11 protein-coding genes are annotated in these 15773 nt (G+C 63.1%); all 11 read right to left on the bottom strand.

Translation table 11 applies throughout. The features are described from left to right. Positions 1-7 precede the first annotated feature (7 nt). The 11 genes from BN1128_RS14155 to tagH all read right to left on the bottom strand — a co-directional run bounded on the left by BN1128_RS14155 (position 8) and on the right by tagH (position 15745). Complete coding sequence (locus BN1128_RS14155; protein WP_042869831.1) at positions 8-295, bottom strand: type VI secretion system PAAR protein; 288 nt, start codon at positions 293-295, stop codon at positions 8-10. 291 nt (positions 296-586) lie between these two features. Further along, positions 587-2017 (bottom strand): VasL domain-containing protein, encoded by a 1431-nt coding sequence (locus BN1128_RS14150; RefSeq protein WP_042869829.1) that lies wholly within the window; start codon positions 2015-2017, stop codon positions 587-589. A gap of 44 nt (positions 2018-2061) precedes the next feature. Beyond that, the gene (tssM, locus tag BN1128_RS14145) at positions 2062-5559 is read right to left on the bottom strand and encodes a type VI secretion system membrane subunit TssM (protein WP_042869827.1); all 3498 of its coding nucleotides are present in this window, start codon (positions 5557-5559) and stop codon (positions 2062-2064) included. 41 nt (positions 5560-5600) lie between these two features. Continuing rightward, positions 5601-7034, bottom strand: a complete 1434-nt coding sequence (gene tssA / locus BN1128_RS14140; protein WP_042869890.1) for a type VI secretion system protein TssA — start codon at positions 7032-7034, stop codon at positions 5601-5603. Between the two features lie 8 nt (positions 7035-7042). Then, on the bottom strand, positions 7043-7648 hold the full coding sequence (gene vasI, locus BN1128_RS14135) for a type VI secretion system-associated protein VasI (RefSeq protein ID WP_042869825.1): 606 nt from the start codon (positions 7646-7648) through the stop codon (positions 7043-7045). Beyond that, entirely contained in the window at positions 7648-9186 is a 1539-nt protein-coding gene (locus BN1128_RS14130) for a sigma-54 interaction domain-containing protein (protein ID WP_042869824.1), read from the bottom strand. The genes vasI and BN1128_RS14130 overlap by 1 nt, the downstream gene beginning before the upstream one ends. Positions 9187-9188: 2 nt before the next feature. Beyond that, on the bottom strand, positions 9189-11831 hold the full coding sequence (gene tssH / locus BN1128_RS14125) for a type VI secretion system ATPase TssH (RefSeq protein WP_042869822.1): 2643 nt from the start codon (positions 11829-11831) through the stop codon (positions 9189-9191). 21 nt (positions 11832-11852) lie between these two features. Beyond that, positions 11853-12632: a type IVB secretion system protein IcmH/DotU gene (gene icmH, locus BN1128_RS14120; protein ID WP_042869820.1), complete on the bottom strand. Its 780-nt coding sequence runs from the start codon at positions 12630-12632 to the stop codon at positions 11853-11855. 22 nt (positions 12633-12654) lie between these two features. Continuing rightward, complete coding sequence (gene tssK, locus BN1128_RS14115) at positions 12655-13989, bottom strand: type VI secretion system baseplate subunit TssK (protein WP_042869818.1); 1335 nt, start codon at positions 13987-13989, stop codon at positions 12655-12657. A 2-nt stretch (positions 13990-13991) separates the two neighbouring features. Further along, positions 13992-14507, bottom strand: coding sequence for a type VI secretion system lipoprotein TssJ (gene tssJ, locus BN1128_RS14110; RefSeq protein ID WP_042869816.1), 516 nt, complete (start codon positions 14505-14507; stop codon positions 13992-13994). Next, the gene (tagH, locus tag BN1128_RS14105) at positions 14507-15745 is read right to left on the bottom strand and encodes a type VI secretion system-associated FHA domain protein TagH (protein ID WP_042869814.1); all 1239 of its coding nucleotides are present in this window, start codon (positions 15743-15745) and stop codon (positions 14507-14509) included. The genes tssJ and tagH overlap by 1 nt, the downstream gene beginning before the upstream one ends. Positions 15746-15773: the final 28 nt, after the last annotated feature.

The raw sequence follows: 15773 nt of genomic DNA, 5'->3' as shown, positions 1-15773 counted from the left end.
CTGTTCCTTATCCTGCCTGTCCGCTGCCCGAGCCAATCACAACACCACCGCAACCGATGGCGGTGCCGGTCACGGCGATGGGTTTGCCGTTGACCAAGACGGAGCCGACGCCCCCCGAGATGCTGCGCGGATGGGGAGGATTGTTGGGTTTGACGTGAGGGGCCAGCGGATCACCCTGCCGGGCCACCGGTTTGCCATCGAGGAACACATCGGGGCTCGCGGCAATCACGGGGGATGGGTGGAACCCATCGTGGTCGGTGCCAATGTCACCGAGCAATGCAATAGAAGGGCACATATGAATTCTCCGTGTGGGCAAGGGGGCCGCCGTTGGGGCTCCCGCCATGGCGCAGGCTCACCATCATGAACCGGTGCGCAGATACAGCAGGGGTAACAACCCAGCAGCCTCCATGCCATGACTGAGCGGCCATTAATCACCTTTAAAATCAGTGAATTGAGATGACGACTCACACAGTTTGACTGCGTTGCTGCAACGAATTGCGCAAGACAGGGCAAGCGACACGGCAAACCTTGCTCTGCCAGTCAAATTTGCTGTCGCTTGCGCAACTCATTGCTCAAGGCAGCACGTTCAACTGCCGGCCGCGCCCTGCTGCAACTGATAGAGCCGGATGTTGAGCGCTTTCAGGTCATTTTCCAGGCTTTTCAATTCGGCTGCCGTGATGGGTTCCTGGGAGGCTTTTCTCGCCTCCAGCTCGCCGAGGCGCAGGCTGAACGGGATGTTCTGCATCAGGTTCTTCTGCACCTCGTAGAGCTGGGATTTGAGGTAGGAGATAGTCACCGTCTTGCGCTGACGCTCCAGCTCCAGCAACTGATCGAGCAGGGCATCCACCCCGGCGCGGGCATCCAGATAGGTGGGCACGCTGATGATATCCCCCTGCTGACCGACCAACTGCGTCTGCCACTGTTTGTCCAGCGCCTTGACCGCCAGCGAGTCGGGATAGAGCATCAGCAACGAGTTGCGCAGCCCCTCGCCGTAGCGATACCAGTAGAGCGGCGAGGCCTGCTCCAATCGGGCAAGCTGGTTCTGATAACGGGCCACCAGTTCGCTCTCCATACTCTGCAGGGTCTGCTCCCCCAGCACGATGCGCGCCTGGCGAATGTCGTCATAACTGAGTGCTCGCGGCAGCTCGGCGGCCGGCTGCACCAGACGCTGGGCCGCCACGGTTTTCTCCTGCTGCTGATGTTGCCAGCCAAGCCAGCCCATCACCGGCAGGGCGCAGCTGAGCAGACCGCAGCCAAACCAGAACCAGGCGGGCCGCTGCTTGCGGTGCTGTTCAATCTTGAGCACGGTCGGCTTCATCTGTCCCTTCTCACGCCCCACCAATATGCTGCCCTGAGGCAGGTGCGGGGTCGCCGCCCCGGCAGAGGCGCCGTGATCGCTCTCCATGTCGGATTTGAAGAAGACCATGGGGGGGATCTGCAACTCCTCCTTGAGGCCGGGCTCATCGGAGACGATGACGATCTCGGTCTCGTCGAACAGATGGGTGTAGCCCTCGATGAAGTGCACCAGATTCTCGACCCGGGGAATGCGGCTTAAGCCCGCGTTGTGCAGCTTCTCGCTGATAAGTTGCAGCGCCCGCTCGCAGCGGTAGATCAGCCGCTTGTCTTCGTGGCTGATCTGGTACTGGCGAATGACATCGCTAATGCGGGCAATGAACCAGTCCAGCATCTCGATGCGGGCCCGCTCCTGATGGACCGGCGGCCAGAAGCTCTCCCACTGGGTGACGATCAGGTTGGCGAGAAACTCGCAGCCTTCGGTGAAGCCGCTCAGTCCCTGCAAGCGAGAGCGTGCCAGGGTGAAGTAGATGGCGGTCTGCAGATCCACCCCATGCTTTTCGAAGATAAGACTGGCGAGCCGATGGATCTTGAGCCAGTCCACTTCGGGGCGAGAGGCATGGCTGAGCTTGTTGATTTCAGCCCGCAGCGCCTCGTACTCCGGCAGCATCCTGGGGTCACGCCCCACTTTCAGCGCCTGCTGACCTTGTTGATTCTGTGACATATCGGATTCCAAAATGCGGGGGGCACAATGTCCCCCCGACATGATCAATAGAGGGATTCAGGCAATCTGAACTGGCTGAACAGTCCGCCGGTGAAGGGATTCTGCGCGCTGTCGGTATAGACGCGATAGGTCATGGACCCCTGATCCACCGGGAAGCGCACATCGAAGGTGGCCTCATTGACCTGGGTCAGCTCCCCCTTGTCCATCAGGCGGAACATGGCCCAGGGGCCGACAAAGCCTTCGCTGCGCGGCGAACGCTCGCGGGCGGCCGGCACCAGGGTGATCTTGCTCTCGGCCCCGTCACGCATGGTGTTGGGCCACACCAGCGGGATCTTGGTGCGACGGCCATGGGCGTACTCCAGCAGCTGGCCATCCAGGTTCAGCACGCTGCGCCGCTTGTTGGCGGTAAGCTCGATGGGCTCGAGGGCGAACTGCACCTCCAGGTTGCCCTGCTGGCTGAAGAAGATCTGGCGGATGCGGGCGGCTCTGTCCAGCTGCTTGACCAGCTCGGCCTGCATGGGCGAGCTGAACTCGCCCTCCATCAGGCCGCTCTCCACCATGGGTTTGAGATTGACCTGATAGAAGCTGTCCAGGGTGCCGCCCGGCGCAAAGAAGCGCTCCATCTCGGAGAGCGGTACGTCCTTGGCTGAGCCCGGATCGAACGGATAGCGACCGGCCAGCTGGCTGTTGAATGGCGCCAGCACCTTGTCCTGCCACTCCTGATTGAGGGAGGACATGGCCAAGTCGATCACCAGCCGCGAGCTCTGCTCGGAGAGCTGACCCACCCAGCGATCCAGCGGAGCCGGCAGGCTGCGTGCATATTGCTGCAGGGCGAACACAGGATCGGCGTACTTGTTGGTCAGACGCAGCTGCACCGCCTTGAGGGCCGACTGGCCAGGCTCGGTGGCGTTGACGATGAGCTCCAGATAGTGCTGCAGCTCCACCAGCTTCTGGTTGACCTCCTGAATGAGTGGCCCCTGCTCGCCACGCCCGGCGAGGGCGGCGTTGGTGGCCATGAAGGGACGCCCGATACGGGCCGTGATGGCCTGTGCCGGATCCCCTTCCACGTCGGAGATCTTGCGAATGCGGGTGTTGTCATCCAAAGAGGCCAGCACCCGCTGGAACGGCTGATCGTTGCCGGTGATGGCAGAAAGCACGTCGAGCGCCTGCTCGGGGCTCTCCAGGGTCTGCACATCCAGGTTGGTCAGCAATTTTTGCCACTGGTTGACGTAGTCGGTGACATAGCGATCGTTGACCTGACGGGCGATCTCCTTGCGATCGGCCTCGCTCAACTGGCTCAGCTTGCGCTGGCCCAGCACCCAGGCATCCATCGCCGTGAGATCGATCAGCGCCTTGTCCTGCTTGAGGAAAAAGTCGTTGAAACCGGGCCAGGTCAGCAGCCGCGGCACCTGACCGGCATTGTCGCTGCGCAGGGCAAACACGGTATCGAAGGTGGGGCCCACCTCGTCGCGCACGTTGAGATCCGGCGGCAGCACGTCATTCGCCTTCACCACCAGGTTTTGATACACCCGCTGATACATGGGCAGCTTGCCAAGCTCGCGTTGGGCGCCGTAGACAGGCTCCTTGAACGGCACGAAGGCGGTGATGGCGGCTTGATCACGGGCGGCCCGGGCAGCGTGCCAGTCGGTGTGGTCAAGGGCGTAATCCAGGTGCCCCATCAGCTGCTCCTGCACCGCCCCCTGTCCCGGGAAGGCCTGCTGCCAGCGGCTGGCCATGTACTGCGCCACCAACTCCTTGTTGCGACCCGATGCATCGTCCAGCATCCGCATCACCCGCAGTATGGAGAGCTTCTCCTCACTGCCGGCCGGTGCCTGCTCGAGATCCGCCAGCAGCCCCTGCATCTGGGCCGGCAGGAAGCGCAGGCTCAGCAGTTGCAGATAGGAGCCTTCCACATAGGGACCGATCTCGTCCCCCTGATAGAGGCCAAGATCGGCCACCAGCGGGGTGCGTTCACGGTAGTTGCCAAAGGAGAGGGTTGCCTCGCGAATGAGGTTCAGACGCGGCAGCTGACTCACCCCGAAGGCATGTTCATCAGCGACCTCGTTGGTCTCCATGAAGGCCTGGGCCTTGGTCAATACGTTGCGGCCCGCCTCTTCGTTGACCCGGTAGAAGTAGTGCCAGCCACCGATAAGGGCTGCCGAGAAGAGCGACAGGCAGCTCAGACCGATGGCCATGCGGCGACGGCGATAGAGGGTATGCAGCCGGTTCTCCCCGGCCAGATGGGCCTCGGGGAAAATGATGGTGGAGAAGAGCTTGCGCACGAAATAGGTGTTGGACTCTCCGCGCAGGGCCGAGTAAATGGGCTCGGGCAGGTTGTAGCGACGGGACGCCGCCTGGGCAAACGCATCGAACGGCACCCCCTGCTGATAGACGGAGCTGATATAGACGCCACGCACCAGCAGCGGCTTGCTCTCCTCGATGGCCAGGGTTTCGTCGAGCAGGCTGGTCACGTAATCCTTCAGCCCCGCCAGTTGACGTACGAACGAGAAGAGGGCGTTGCGCTGGGCAGCATCGAGCCGGGCCAACATCAGCTCGGGCAGATTCTGGTTGAGGTTGTCCACCCACTGGTCCCAGAACAGTGCCAGCTCCTGCTGCCAGGATTTGCCCTGGCTGTCGCCCGGGTTGAAGGTCACCCCCAGCACGGCCTCGCGGGCCTCCTTGTCGAGCTGCTCATACACCACGTCAAAACCGCGCAGCAAGTCGAGCTTGGTGAAGGTGACATAGAGCGGCAACCGGGTGTTCATGGTGGCCGACACCTCCTGCAGGCGGGAGCGCATCAGCTGGGCATAGGCCTTGCGCTCGGCCACGCTGGCATGGGAGAGCCAGGCCAGATCCACGGTCAGCACCAGGCCGTTGAGGGGCTGGCGGCGGCGGTGTTCGGAAAGCCAGTTCAACAGGTGCAGCCAGAGCCGCTCATGCTTGCGCGCCAGCGGATCGAGTTCCGGCTCGGATTGAGACAATAGCTCACCGGCGGGATCCAGCATCACCGCCTGCTCCCCCAGCCAGCAATCGATCAGCTGATCCTGCGCCACGTCCCGCAGTTCGGTATCGAGTCTGGGGTTGAGCTTGTTGGCCGGATTGGCTCTGTGGATCAGGCTGCTCTTGCCGCTGCCGGGCAGACCCAGCACCAGATACCAGGGCATGGCGTAGAGCGCCCCCTTGCCCAGGTGTTCGCCAAGGGCCTGCAACCAGCGATTGAGAAACAACGCCTGCTTGTCGATGAGCCCTTTCACCGGATCCTGCACCAGCACGGTTTCATGCTGACGCTCGGCCTTGAGTTGCTGCATCTTGCGCCACACTCGCCAGGAGAGGATCCCCAGCATCAGCCAGAGCCAGAGCAGGGTGAATACTACCCGCCCCCACAGCGGCTCGAACGGCTTGGCGCCACGGATCTCGACACTGGGCCCCAGCCACCACACCAGGATGAGGGCAACGACCCAGAGCACCACACAGAGCAGGGGCCAGGAGGGTTTCAGTTTCGGCAGCTGTTGCCGCAGAAAGGTAAAGATGGTTTTGAACATAAAATGTGATCCAACTCCGACTCAATGACTCATTTCGGCACTTATTTCGACAATGGGGACGCATGGCTTTCCAGGCGACTGACCAGCCCGGGCTCCCAGTGCGACAACCCCAGGCGACTCGCCTCTTGCCACAAGTGTTGATAGTGCTGGCGCGCAAGCGCCTCCATGCCTTCCTGCGCCAACAGCTCCGCCTGCACCAACTGGGCATGGAAGCGGGCTCTTGGCTCTTTCAACTGCGTCATCCTTTCATCCAGCAGGGTGAGGGCCGCGGCCACCCCCTGCTCCCCATGACGCAAGGCCACCTCTTCGGCCAGGCTGGACTCCCCATCGCCCCCCCCACCACCCAGCTTGGCGGGCTGCAACCAGCGGCTGCACTCGGGAGGCAGAAACGGGCTGCCATCGCTGAAGGTGAGATCCCGCAAGGCCGGCAGCCGCTGCAAGAAGCCGTCGAGCTCCTGCGCTATGGCCTGAGCCACGGCGGCAAATCCCAGCTTCTGCGCCACCTCGGCCGAGAGCTGATGCCCTTCGAACCAGTAAGGTGCCAGGGTCAGGCTCTGTTCGATGCGCTGCCAGAGCGCCAGATCCGGCGCGGCCCGCTCCAGTGTGGCCAGGGCGGCGCGGTACTCATCCACCATGTCCGTCGACATGGGGGCCAACTGGGTTTTATGGCCCTGGGCGCTCATGGGCGGTGTGGTGATGCCGGCCCAGATGGCGTGACGGCGCAGGCGATAGCCCACCGCCGCCTCCGGCTGGCGCTCGATCAAGAGCTCCGCCACCTTGAGCTGGGTCTGTCGCCAGGCCCTGTCATTGGAGCTGTCGATCTCGATGCCAGATCCCTTGGCGCTGCCACTGAGCAGCATGGATCCCGCCATGCTGGCCGCCGTGGCCACGGGCACGCCGTTCTCAGGTTTGGCATCGGCCTGGGCTTGCGCCACCTGCTGGCGCTGTGCCCGCTTCAGCCCCATCAACAAGGGATCGAGCAGCTCGCCCTTGTCCGGACACTGGGCCAGCCAGCAAGCCTCAAGCTGCTCGGCCTGGGCCAGCAGCTGGACCAGCTCGGCCGCAGAGGCACTTTCACTCACACGCGGCAAAGCCCCCTCGAAGCGCTTGAGGATCTGCACCATCAAGCGCTGCTTCTGGCTGGCATTGCCGGGCCACGCCAGCAGCCAATAAGCCTTGATCCAGGCTTCCAGCAAACTGAGCGCAGCCCCCAGAGGGGTCGCCTTGGCCGGATGTTGCAGGCAGCGCAGCAGCTGGGCCAGCACCCGCATGTCCTTGGTGCGGCTCTCCAGCAGGCCGAGGCACGCCTCGGCCACCGCATTGAGATCGACCTGGCTGTGGGCGAGCGATCCCAGCTTGACCAGCTCGGTCTCCACATAATCCCAGCGCGGCTCGTCGGCCAGCACGGCGCCTCTCGTCTGTTCATCCGGCAAGCTGGTGAGCAGCCGGGCACACCAGGGGTGTTGATAACTCATGGCGCCCCCTACCAGCGACACTGCTGGCGCAGCGGCGCCAGTGCCTCTTTCAAGCCGCTGAGATCGACCCGGAGCAGGGCGCCGTTGTCGGCCCGTACCTGCAGCTCGCGATGGCCAATCCAGCGCTTGAGCTCTTCGATGGCGGGCAGCCCGCGGCCATATTCGAGCAACAGACCCTGATCCCGGATAAACCAGCTCTGGGCACCGCTGCCAGGCTGGCCGTCCAGTTCAACTTGCACCGTCTCCCCTGCCCAGGGGGTGTCCAGCCTCAGCCGGATGTGGGTGATGCTGTCGACGCACCCTATGGCCAGGGTCGCCCCACGCAGCGCGGGACGGGTGAGTGTTTCGCTGCCATGGCCCTCATCGCGCTGCAACAGGAAGGGAGGGCTGTCCGGCGTGCGGGCCTGCTCCTGTGCCCAGATGGCCTGCCAGGCGGCAGACTTGGTAGTCCCCCCCTCGCTCGTCTGGGTCAGGCCATTGCCGATGGCGTCGTAACAGGCGAGCCGGATCAACGGCGATGGCTCGCGGCGGCACGCCTGCCAAGATGCCATATCCAGCGGGGCCACGGCGCCGCTGGTGGCCAGCAACAAGGGCAAAAAGCCGAGGATGCTCATCAGTTCACCTCCAGTTTCTGGCACTTGTGATCCAGGGTGCGCTTGGGAATATTCAGGCTCTCGGCCACCAGCATGCGGTTGCCCTGGAAGTAGCGCAGGCGCGCCTCGATGACGGAGGCCTCGTACTGCTGCATGGCCCGGCGCAGATCCCGGATGTGGTTGTAGTCGTCCATGGAACCGGGCAACTCGACACAAACCCGCTCTTTAAGCTCGGGGGGCAAGGCCTCCAGCACCACCTCTTCCCCGTGACGGGTGTGGGCGCAGGCGACCTCCAACAGATTGCGCAGCTCGCGCACATTGCCGGGGAAGTCATAACTTTGCAGCTGCTTCAAGAACTTGCGCTGCAACCCTGCCAGGGTCTTGCCATCCTGGGCGGCAAACTGGGCCATGAAGTGCTGGCACAACAGGGGGATGTCATCCATGTGCTCCCGCAGGGGGGCGATGAGCAGCAGACACTGGCAGAGGCGGTGATAGAGATCGGCCCGGAACTGCCCCTCCTCCACATGGCGGGTGAGCGGCTGATGGGTGGCGGCGATGAGGCGAAAATCGGAATGGCACTCCTGCTCGGCCCCGAGCGGCCGGTAACTGCGGGTTTCGAGCACCCGCAGCAGCTTGGCCTGCATGGCGGCGGGCATGTCGCCCACCTCGTCCAGAAACAGGGTGCCACCATTGGCCTGGGCCACCAGCCCTGTCTTGTTGGCAAGGGCGCCGGAGAAGGCCCCCTTCTGATAACCGAACAGCTCGCTCTCGATAAGGTTTTCCGGAATGGCGGCGCAGTTGATGGCGACGAACGGCTTGCCCGCGCGATCCGAGCACTGGTGCACCAGCCGGGCGACTACCTCCTTGCCGCTGCCGGTCTCCCCCTGAATGAGCACGGTCAGCTTGTGCTGGCCCGCCAGGCTTATCTGCTCGCGCAGCCCGCGGATCACCGCCGACTGGCCAATCAGCTGATCGCCCAGCAGCTTCTCATGCTGACGCAGTCGCTCTCCCTCTCCCTTTATTTGCCGCAGAGAGTCGCGCAGCACCCCCTGATCCCGCCGACTGCGCCCAAGATCGCGAATGAGGGTGAGCTGATTGCAGAACACCTGTGACAACTGGGCCAGTTCGGGGCGCTGTGTCCACTCTTGCAGCACATTGCCGCTGTCCATCATGGCCAGCACGGCAAACGGCTTGCCGTTGCCATCATTGAGCGGAAAAGCGTGCAGGCCGCACTGCTGACCCAGGTTGGCCAGCAAGGTACGAAACGCGGCGTGCTCGATGCGGGCCCCGCCGTGCAGGGAGTCCCAGGTGCGGGGCTGGGCCTTGTGCAGCACATAGGCGAGTGGGTGGGAAAAATCATCCACCGCCAGCGCCAGCGCCACCTTCTGCCCCTTGACCCAGCCGGTGCATTCGAGCTGGCGGCCGCTCACGTCCAGCATGCCTAGCAGTATCCCCTTGGGCTGAAAGCTGGCATTGAGGGTCGAGGTCCACCAGTGGCACAGGTGCTGCTCATCGCGCTGCTGCGTCAAGGCGAGGGCAAATGCGAGGGCTTGTTCCATGTTCAGCCCTCCACCTCGGCCACGAACTGACGCTCGCTCACAGAGAAACGCACCCGCTTGATGGGCTCACCGGCCGAGAGACGCTGCAGCAGTTGCAAGGAGACCGGCGGCAGCAGGGCACCGTCGATGACGGATTCCAGCATGCGGGCGCCGTTCTCGCTACGATTTGCACGGCGCAGTATCTCCTCGGCCACCTCCTCTTCCAGCACCACCTCGGCGCCGAAGCGATCCTTGAGCAGCTTGACCAGACGGTTGAGTTTGCCACCCACAATCTGCACCAGGGTATCGTGGCCCAGCGGCAGGTAGGGGATCACCTCCATCCGTGCCAGCAGGGCCGGCTTGAAGAAGGCGGCAAGCTCGGGATAGAGCGCATCCAGCAGAACGTCTGGCTGCTCGGCATGATCGACTATGGTCTGGAAGCCGAGGTTGGAGGTGAGGAAGAAGACCACGTTCTTGCAGTCGATGATGCGTCCTTCCCCGTCGGCCAGCTCGCCCTTGTCGAACGCCTGATAAAAGAGGTTGAGCACGTCAGGGTGAGCCTTCTCCACCTCGTCCAGCAGCACCACAGAATAGGGTTTCTGCCGAATGGCTTCGGTCAGCACGCCCCCTTCGCCGAAACCGACGTAGCCAGGAGGCGAACCGATAAGACGGGAGACGGTGTGCTTCTCCTGATACTCGGACATGTTGATGGTGGTCAGATACTGGCGCCCGCCAAACATCAGCTCGGCAATTTGCAGCACGGTTTCGGTCTTGCCGACCCCGCTTGGCCCCACCAGCAGGAAGGCACCCAGCGGACGGCCGGGACGGCGCAAGTCGGCGCGAGCGGTCAGCAGGTGCTTGTGCAGGTGGGCCACGGCCACATCCTGCCCCTTGATAAGCTCGCCCAGGTACTCCGGCAGCCGGGTCACCACGTCCAGCTCCCCTTGCGAGATGCGATTAAGCGGCACCCCGGTCCACTCTGCGATCACGGCCGCGACCTGGGTCTTGTCGACATGGGCCGAGACCAGCACCTCCCCCTGTTGCAGGTCGGCCAGTTCGCGCTCAAGCCCGGCCAGCTTCTCGGCGGCCGCTTGCGGATCCAGGGGGGCATCGGCGAGATCCAGCGCCTCTCTGGTCAAGATCTCATCCTGCTGATCGGCCAGCAACGCGGCACGCAGCTCGACAATCTGATGCACCAGCCCCTGTTGTTGTTGCCACTGGGCCTCCTGCTCACGCAGGGTGTCACGGCAGGCCTGCTGGGCGGCGTGCAATTCGGCGAGGCGCTCGTCATTGTCACCCAGACCTATCAGGCTCTGGCGCTCCAGCTGGCGGATCTCCAGCTCGCGCTGGCGCAACGCGTTTTGCAAATGACTGACGGCGCGCGGCGGCGTGGTCAGGTTGATGGCCACCCGGGCACAGGCGGTGTCGAGCACGTCGATCGCCTTGTCCGGCAGCTGACGGCCGGAGATGTAACGGGCAGAGAGCTGGGCGGCGGCTTGCAGCGCCTCTTCATCGATCAGCACCCCGTGGGCCTTCTCGTAGATGCTGCGCAGGCCGCGCAGTATCACTGTGGCTTCGTCGGCATTGGGCTCACCCACCTTCACCAGCTGGAAGCGGCGCGACAGGGCCGCGTCTTTTTCCACGTATTTCTTGTACTCGCCCCAGGTGGTGGCGGCTATGGTGCGCAGCTCGCCCCGGGCCAGCGCCGGCTTGATGAGGTTGGAGACATCCAGTCCACCGGCCTGATTGCCGGCACCGATCAGAGTGTGAGCCTCATCGATAAAGAGGATGACAGGACGCACCGAATCCTTGACCTCCTGCATCACCCCCTTGAAGCGTTTCTCGAACTCCCCCTTGACCGAGGCGCCCGCCTGCATGGCGCCAAGATCCAGCGTCATCAGCTCCACCTCGCGCAATTTCTCGGGCACCTGACCCGCCACGATGCGCAGGGCCAGCCCCTCGATGAGGGCACTTTTACCGACGCCCGCCTCCCCCACGACTATGGGGTTGTTCTTGCGACGACGGGAGAGGATGTCGATCATCAGATCGATCTCGTGATCCCGGCAGAGTACGGGATCCAGGCTGCCCTGACGGGCCTGTTCGGTGACGTTGACGGTGAAGCGGGCCAGCAGGCTGGCATCGGCTGGCAGGGCGGCCTGGGTCGAGGTGCCGTTTGCAGAAACAGTCACTTGGGTCTCGGCAGACTCTTTGACCCACTCATCGAACTGCTGGCGCAGCAGCTCGCGATTGACGTTGGCCAAGAGCCGGGTCACAGACCCCGGCAGGTAGCGCTGCGGAGTCATCAAGAGCACCAGCAGCATGACGCCGCTGCGAAGCTGGGCGTGTTGCAGCTCGGCCGAGGCCAGCAGCCAGCTGTCTTGCAGCCACTCCACCAGCAGTGGCGAGAAGGAGGGATAAGCCTGGCCATAGCCAGTATCCGTCGCCGAGGGTTGCAGCAGGGTTCTGAGTTCTTCGACCTCCACCTCGGCCATTTTCAGGATCTGGCGCACATCACTGAGTGGTGTCTCCAGCATCTTGAGCAGCAGGTGCTCGATGCGGATCTCGGCCCCCTGATGGTTGACGCAGAGGGCCGCAGCCTCCTCCAGCATGTGACGGCAGATGGGGTTGAGTCTTTCCACCAGTACGGGTAGCTCTATACGAATCAAGGCGTGCTCTCCTCAGAATAATTATTTTAATAATTCGCCCAGTTGACGCAGTACGTCCTGGGTCTGGTTATTGAGTTGATGGTGATAGAGGCCAAAAATGATGGCCAGGAGCAGGGCCCCGCCCATGAACAGGCTGCGCAGTGAAATCTGCTTGCGCAGCTGGTAGCGGGAAGCCTGACGGCCGAGGTCGAGGTGAAACACGCTGGGAGCCTCACCGCTCGCCTCGGGGGCAAGCTGCTTGTGCAACTGTTTGACGATGCGCTCAAACTCGCCTTGTCCCTTGCTCATCACCTTGTAGCGTCCCTCAAAGCCGAGGCACAGGCACAGGTAGATGAACTCCAGGATGTCGCGGTAGCGCACCGGATCTTCCTGCAGACGGGTGAGCAACACGAACACCTTCTCGCCGCCCCAGGTCTCGTTGTGAAAGCGCGTCAGCAAGGAGTGTTCAGACCACTCGCTCTGGCTGCCCCAGTCGCGGCCCATCACGGCCTCGTCGATGAAGGTGCAAAGGATGTAGCGAAACGAGAGGACGACGCCGTTCTCGTAGCCCTGGGCCATCAGCTCCTGTTCGATGGCCTGGATCTCGGTCACCACCCGCTGATAGAGCTCGGGCACCCGGTCGTAGCGCGACAGCAGGCGCACTCGCTGCACCAGCCCCAGCAAGGGGGTCACCGCATCGATCATCGGGTTGATGCTCTGGCCACGCAGGCGGAACCAGTAGTCCGAATCCATGTCCAGCTGCTCGGCATGATCGAACAGCAGGTCGCTGAGTTGCTCGTTCTTGATAATGTCCGTGGTCATCTCTGCTTATTCCTTGATGCGATCACTGGCTGCGAATGGCCCAGAGCTGCATGTCGAGCTCGGGGAAATCGCCGGCGATGTGGAAGGCGAGCGTGTTGCTGACCGCCAGCATCTGCCAGGCAGGGCTCTGACGGTCGAGCTGGAAGTAGCTGTAACCGGCGTGATAGGGCAGCTGACGCGGCGCCACCGGCAGCGGCAGCAGCGGAATGCCGGGCAGTTGCAGGCTGATGAGCTCGCGTATCTTGTCGCTCGACGCCACCTTGGTCTGCTGCAGCAACTGCTTGCGCAACTGCTCTTGCGGCATGCGGGCACGCACCGCCAGCACGAAGTCGGCGCTTTGCATCAGCTCGCTCTCGTTGACCATGGCCACCATGACGCCGTACTGGTGCTTGCGCAGCTGGATGGAGACGGCGCGCGGCGACAGCACTGTGCTCAGCGCCTGACGCAGGGCCAACATCACCGGCTCGAAGCTCACCTGCTGATCGTCGTGACGATAGGCGGGGAACTCGGGCGGCAGGCGGGATTCATCGGTGAAGGTCATCAGTTCGCCACAGAGCTGCACCAGCGCCTCGTGCAACCGCTCCGGGTGCAGGGTGCCAAGACGCGAGAGGTGCGACAACTGGGGCTGGGCCCGGTTGAGCAGTTGCAGCATCATGAACTCGGCCACATCGGCGACTCCCTGCTGACCCGGCGCGGCGATGCGCTGGGAGAGACTGCGAGCCCGCTCGGCCACCAAACCAGCCGATTCGCCAAGGAAGCGCTTGAGGGTCGGGATGGCGGAGACGCTGATGCTGCAGGGCATGAAATTGGGATCCAGCACCAGACCACCGTCGGGGCGCTTGTCCAGAATGCGGGCGATGGCAAGCGAGGCATAGGCGCTGCGATCTTCCCGCTCCAGCATCAGCCGCAGGCTGACCCGCCCCACTTCCAGGGAGACCACATCGCCCCCCTCGCTGTGCAAGTCGCGCACATCATGGCGATGGGCCTGCAGGCGGGTGGCGACCTGGCCGCCCTGATTGACCTCGTTGACCCCGCTCACCGAGAGCGGCAGCGCCAGATAGACCTTCTGGTTGGCGACCGAGGCATCGGTGATCTCCAGCGGTGCCGGCAGCATGTCGTCATTGGGAATATTGAAAACGGTGCCGTCCGGCAGTATCCCGGTGGCCCCCACCAGGGCGATGCGGCCAAACCCCAGGTAATCTTCGTTGATGGCGAGCGACTGCAAGCCGTAGAAATAGTCGGACAGCGCGCTCAGGCGAGCGTGCAGCGCATACTCTGAATGTCTTTGTTGTTGCTGGAAGTGCTGGGGCTTGATGAAGAGCCCCTCACGCCAGATAACCCGATTTCGACTCGACATGGTTATTCTTCTTCTTTTTGCAGTTCTACTTCATCCAGACGCAGATGAACCAGGATTTGATAGGCTCGCCCCATGCTCTTGACCTTGATGACCTTGCGCCACTCGGCGCTGTCCGGATCGGCGTAACGTGCAATCACGCCGATGTAGCGGGTCTTCTCGTCGAGCTTGATGGGCGGCAGATACTTGAACTGGCCTGGCAGCAGTGTGTAGTCCTGATGATCCAGGTAGTTCTTGCCAAGGGCCTTCTCCACATCCGCCGTCACCTGGTCATAGTCGGTGGCGAGCAGCTTGGAGTCTTCGGCCAGCACCACCACCTGAAACTCGATGGGCGCCGCCTCCCCACTCTCGTTGGGATTGACGTCCGGCTCGGCCAACAAGCTCAATCCCAGAGTGGAGGGCTGGTCGCCATTGCTGCCCACCTGGATATCCGGATCCATGGCTACATCGGCCATCTTGCCCATGGTGGTACACCCGGCCAGGGCCAGCAGACAGGCCCCCAGCATCAGCGCACGTATCATCAAATCAGTCCCTGTTGCTGACGCACGGCCTGGTCATATGCCTGGGCATAGACCTGATGGAACAGCTTGTCGAACCCTTGCTGACGGGCAGAGGTCAACTCGCGGTAGTAGTGCTGGTACATGTTCCAGGCCCACCCTTCGTCGGTCACACCCGGTGCACCGGTACGGCGGTAGTGTTCGAACCGCCCGAGCAGCGCCTCTGGCGAGAACGCCTGCAGGATGCTGTCGAGCGCCGCGCCTATGGCCTGCTGGTTTGCGACATGGTGGATGCGCACATTGCGCAGGCTCTCGGCCACCGCCGCTGGTGCCGTCAGATGAACCGGACTCTTCTGCTCGGCGAACATCACCGCCAGGGTCTCGTCATAGTCGAGCCCGAGCCGCAGCGGGTTGTCCTCAATGGGACGCAAATGCCGGTCCGCCAGCGCAGCCTGATCGCTTTGCAGCTTCAGCAAGCCTTCCACCATAGCTCGCACCGTCTTGCCCATCTCTTCGAGCATGTCGTGGGCCTGCTGGGTATCCTGCAGTTGCAGGGACTGACCCAGGCCACGCATCAAGGGGGTCAGCGCCACGTGATCCACCCCATCCAGCGGAGGGTGATAGTCGGGGTGATTCTCTATGGTGGGCATATCCAGAAATTCTTGGTTCATGGTGTTCTCGACAGCAGAAAAAGGGGCGAGGGATACGGCATCCATATCCAGTTGTGAACGCAGGGGTGCCTGCAGGCGGGAGTCCGCCAGCGGGGACGGCGCCGCACGTTCCTGCTGCAGCGCCAACAAGGGGTCGACGGCCTGGGTGTGCGGATCGGCCATGGTCTGAGCGCCGTGCTCATCGCTGGCTAGCCACTCATCGAGCTGCTCGGAGGGGCGGTTGCCCAGTACCTGTTGCAGGCTCTGCTCGGGGGAGATGGCCCCCAGGTAGGCCCGCATCCGGAACGGGCCGACGATCAGTTCGTCACCCTGCTCGAGATGCACCTTGCGGGCCCGCCCTATGGGCGAGGTCGCACCGTTGATGTAAGTCTGGCCACTCAGATCGCACAGGCAAAAGCGACCGTCGTTGAGCTCGACGCGGGCGTGAGCAGGCATGACGGCCCCCAACCTGTCTCTCAGTTGCCAGTCGTCCTGCTCGGAGGCCCCCAGGGTGCCCCCCATCTCGTCGAAGCGGTACTGCACCTGCTGGCTGCCATCGAGCTGCTCGCTGTTGAGCACCACCAGGGAAAGTTGCTGGTTAAAGTCGTCCACATTCACTCCTGCACTGATTCCGACACTG

Origin of the sequence: Aeromonas piscicola (genome assembly GCF_000820005.1) — a bacterium.
Lineage (GTDB): Bacteria > Pseudomonadota > Gammaproteobacteria > Enterobacterales > Aeromonadaceae > Aeromonas > Aeromonas piscicola.
Note: the sequence above shows the minus strand (reverse complement) of the source record. Positions and strands in the feature narration are given on the sequence as shown.

Coding starts and splice junctions, on each gene's coding strand:
- BN1128_RS14150 (WP_042869829.1), bottom strand. CDS start 2,017: ATGTCACAGAATCAACAAGGTCAGCAGGCGCTGAAAGTGGGGCGTGAC.
- tssK (WP_042869818.1), bottom strand. CDS start 13,989: ATGTCGAGTCGAAATCGGGTTATCTGGCGTGAGGGGCTCTTCATCAAG.
- tssA (WP_042869890.1), bottom strand. CDS start 7,034: ATGAGTTATCAACACCCCTGGTGTGCCCGGCTGCTCACCAGCTTGCCG.
- BN1128_RS14130 (WP_042869824.1), bottom strand. CDS start 9,186: ATGGAACAAGCCCTCGCATTTGCCCTCGCCTTGACGCAGCAGCGCGAT.
- vasI (WP_042869825.1), bottom strand. CDS start 7,648: ATGAGCATCCTCGGCTTTTTGCCCTTGTTGCTGGCCACCAGCGGCGCC.
- tssJ (WP_042869816.1), bottom strand. CDS start 14,507: ATGATACGTGCGCTGATGCTGGGGGCCTGTCTGCTGGCCCTGGCCGGG.
- BN1128_RS14155 (WP_042869831.1), bottom strand. CDS start 295: ATGTGCCCTTCTATTGCATTGCTCGGTGACATTGGCACCGACCACGAT.
- tssM (WP_042869827.1), bottom strand. CDS start 5,559: ATGTTCAAAACCATCTTTACCTTTCTGCGGCAACAGCTGCCGAAACTG.
- icmH (WP_042869820.1), bottom strand. CDS start 12,632: ATGACCACGGACATTATCAAGAACGAGCAACTCAGCGACCTGCTGTTC.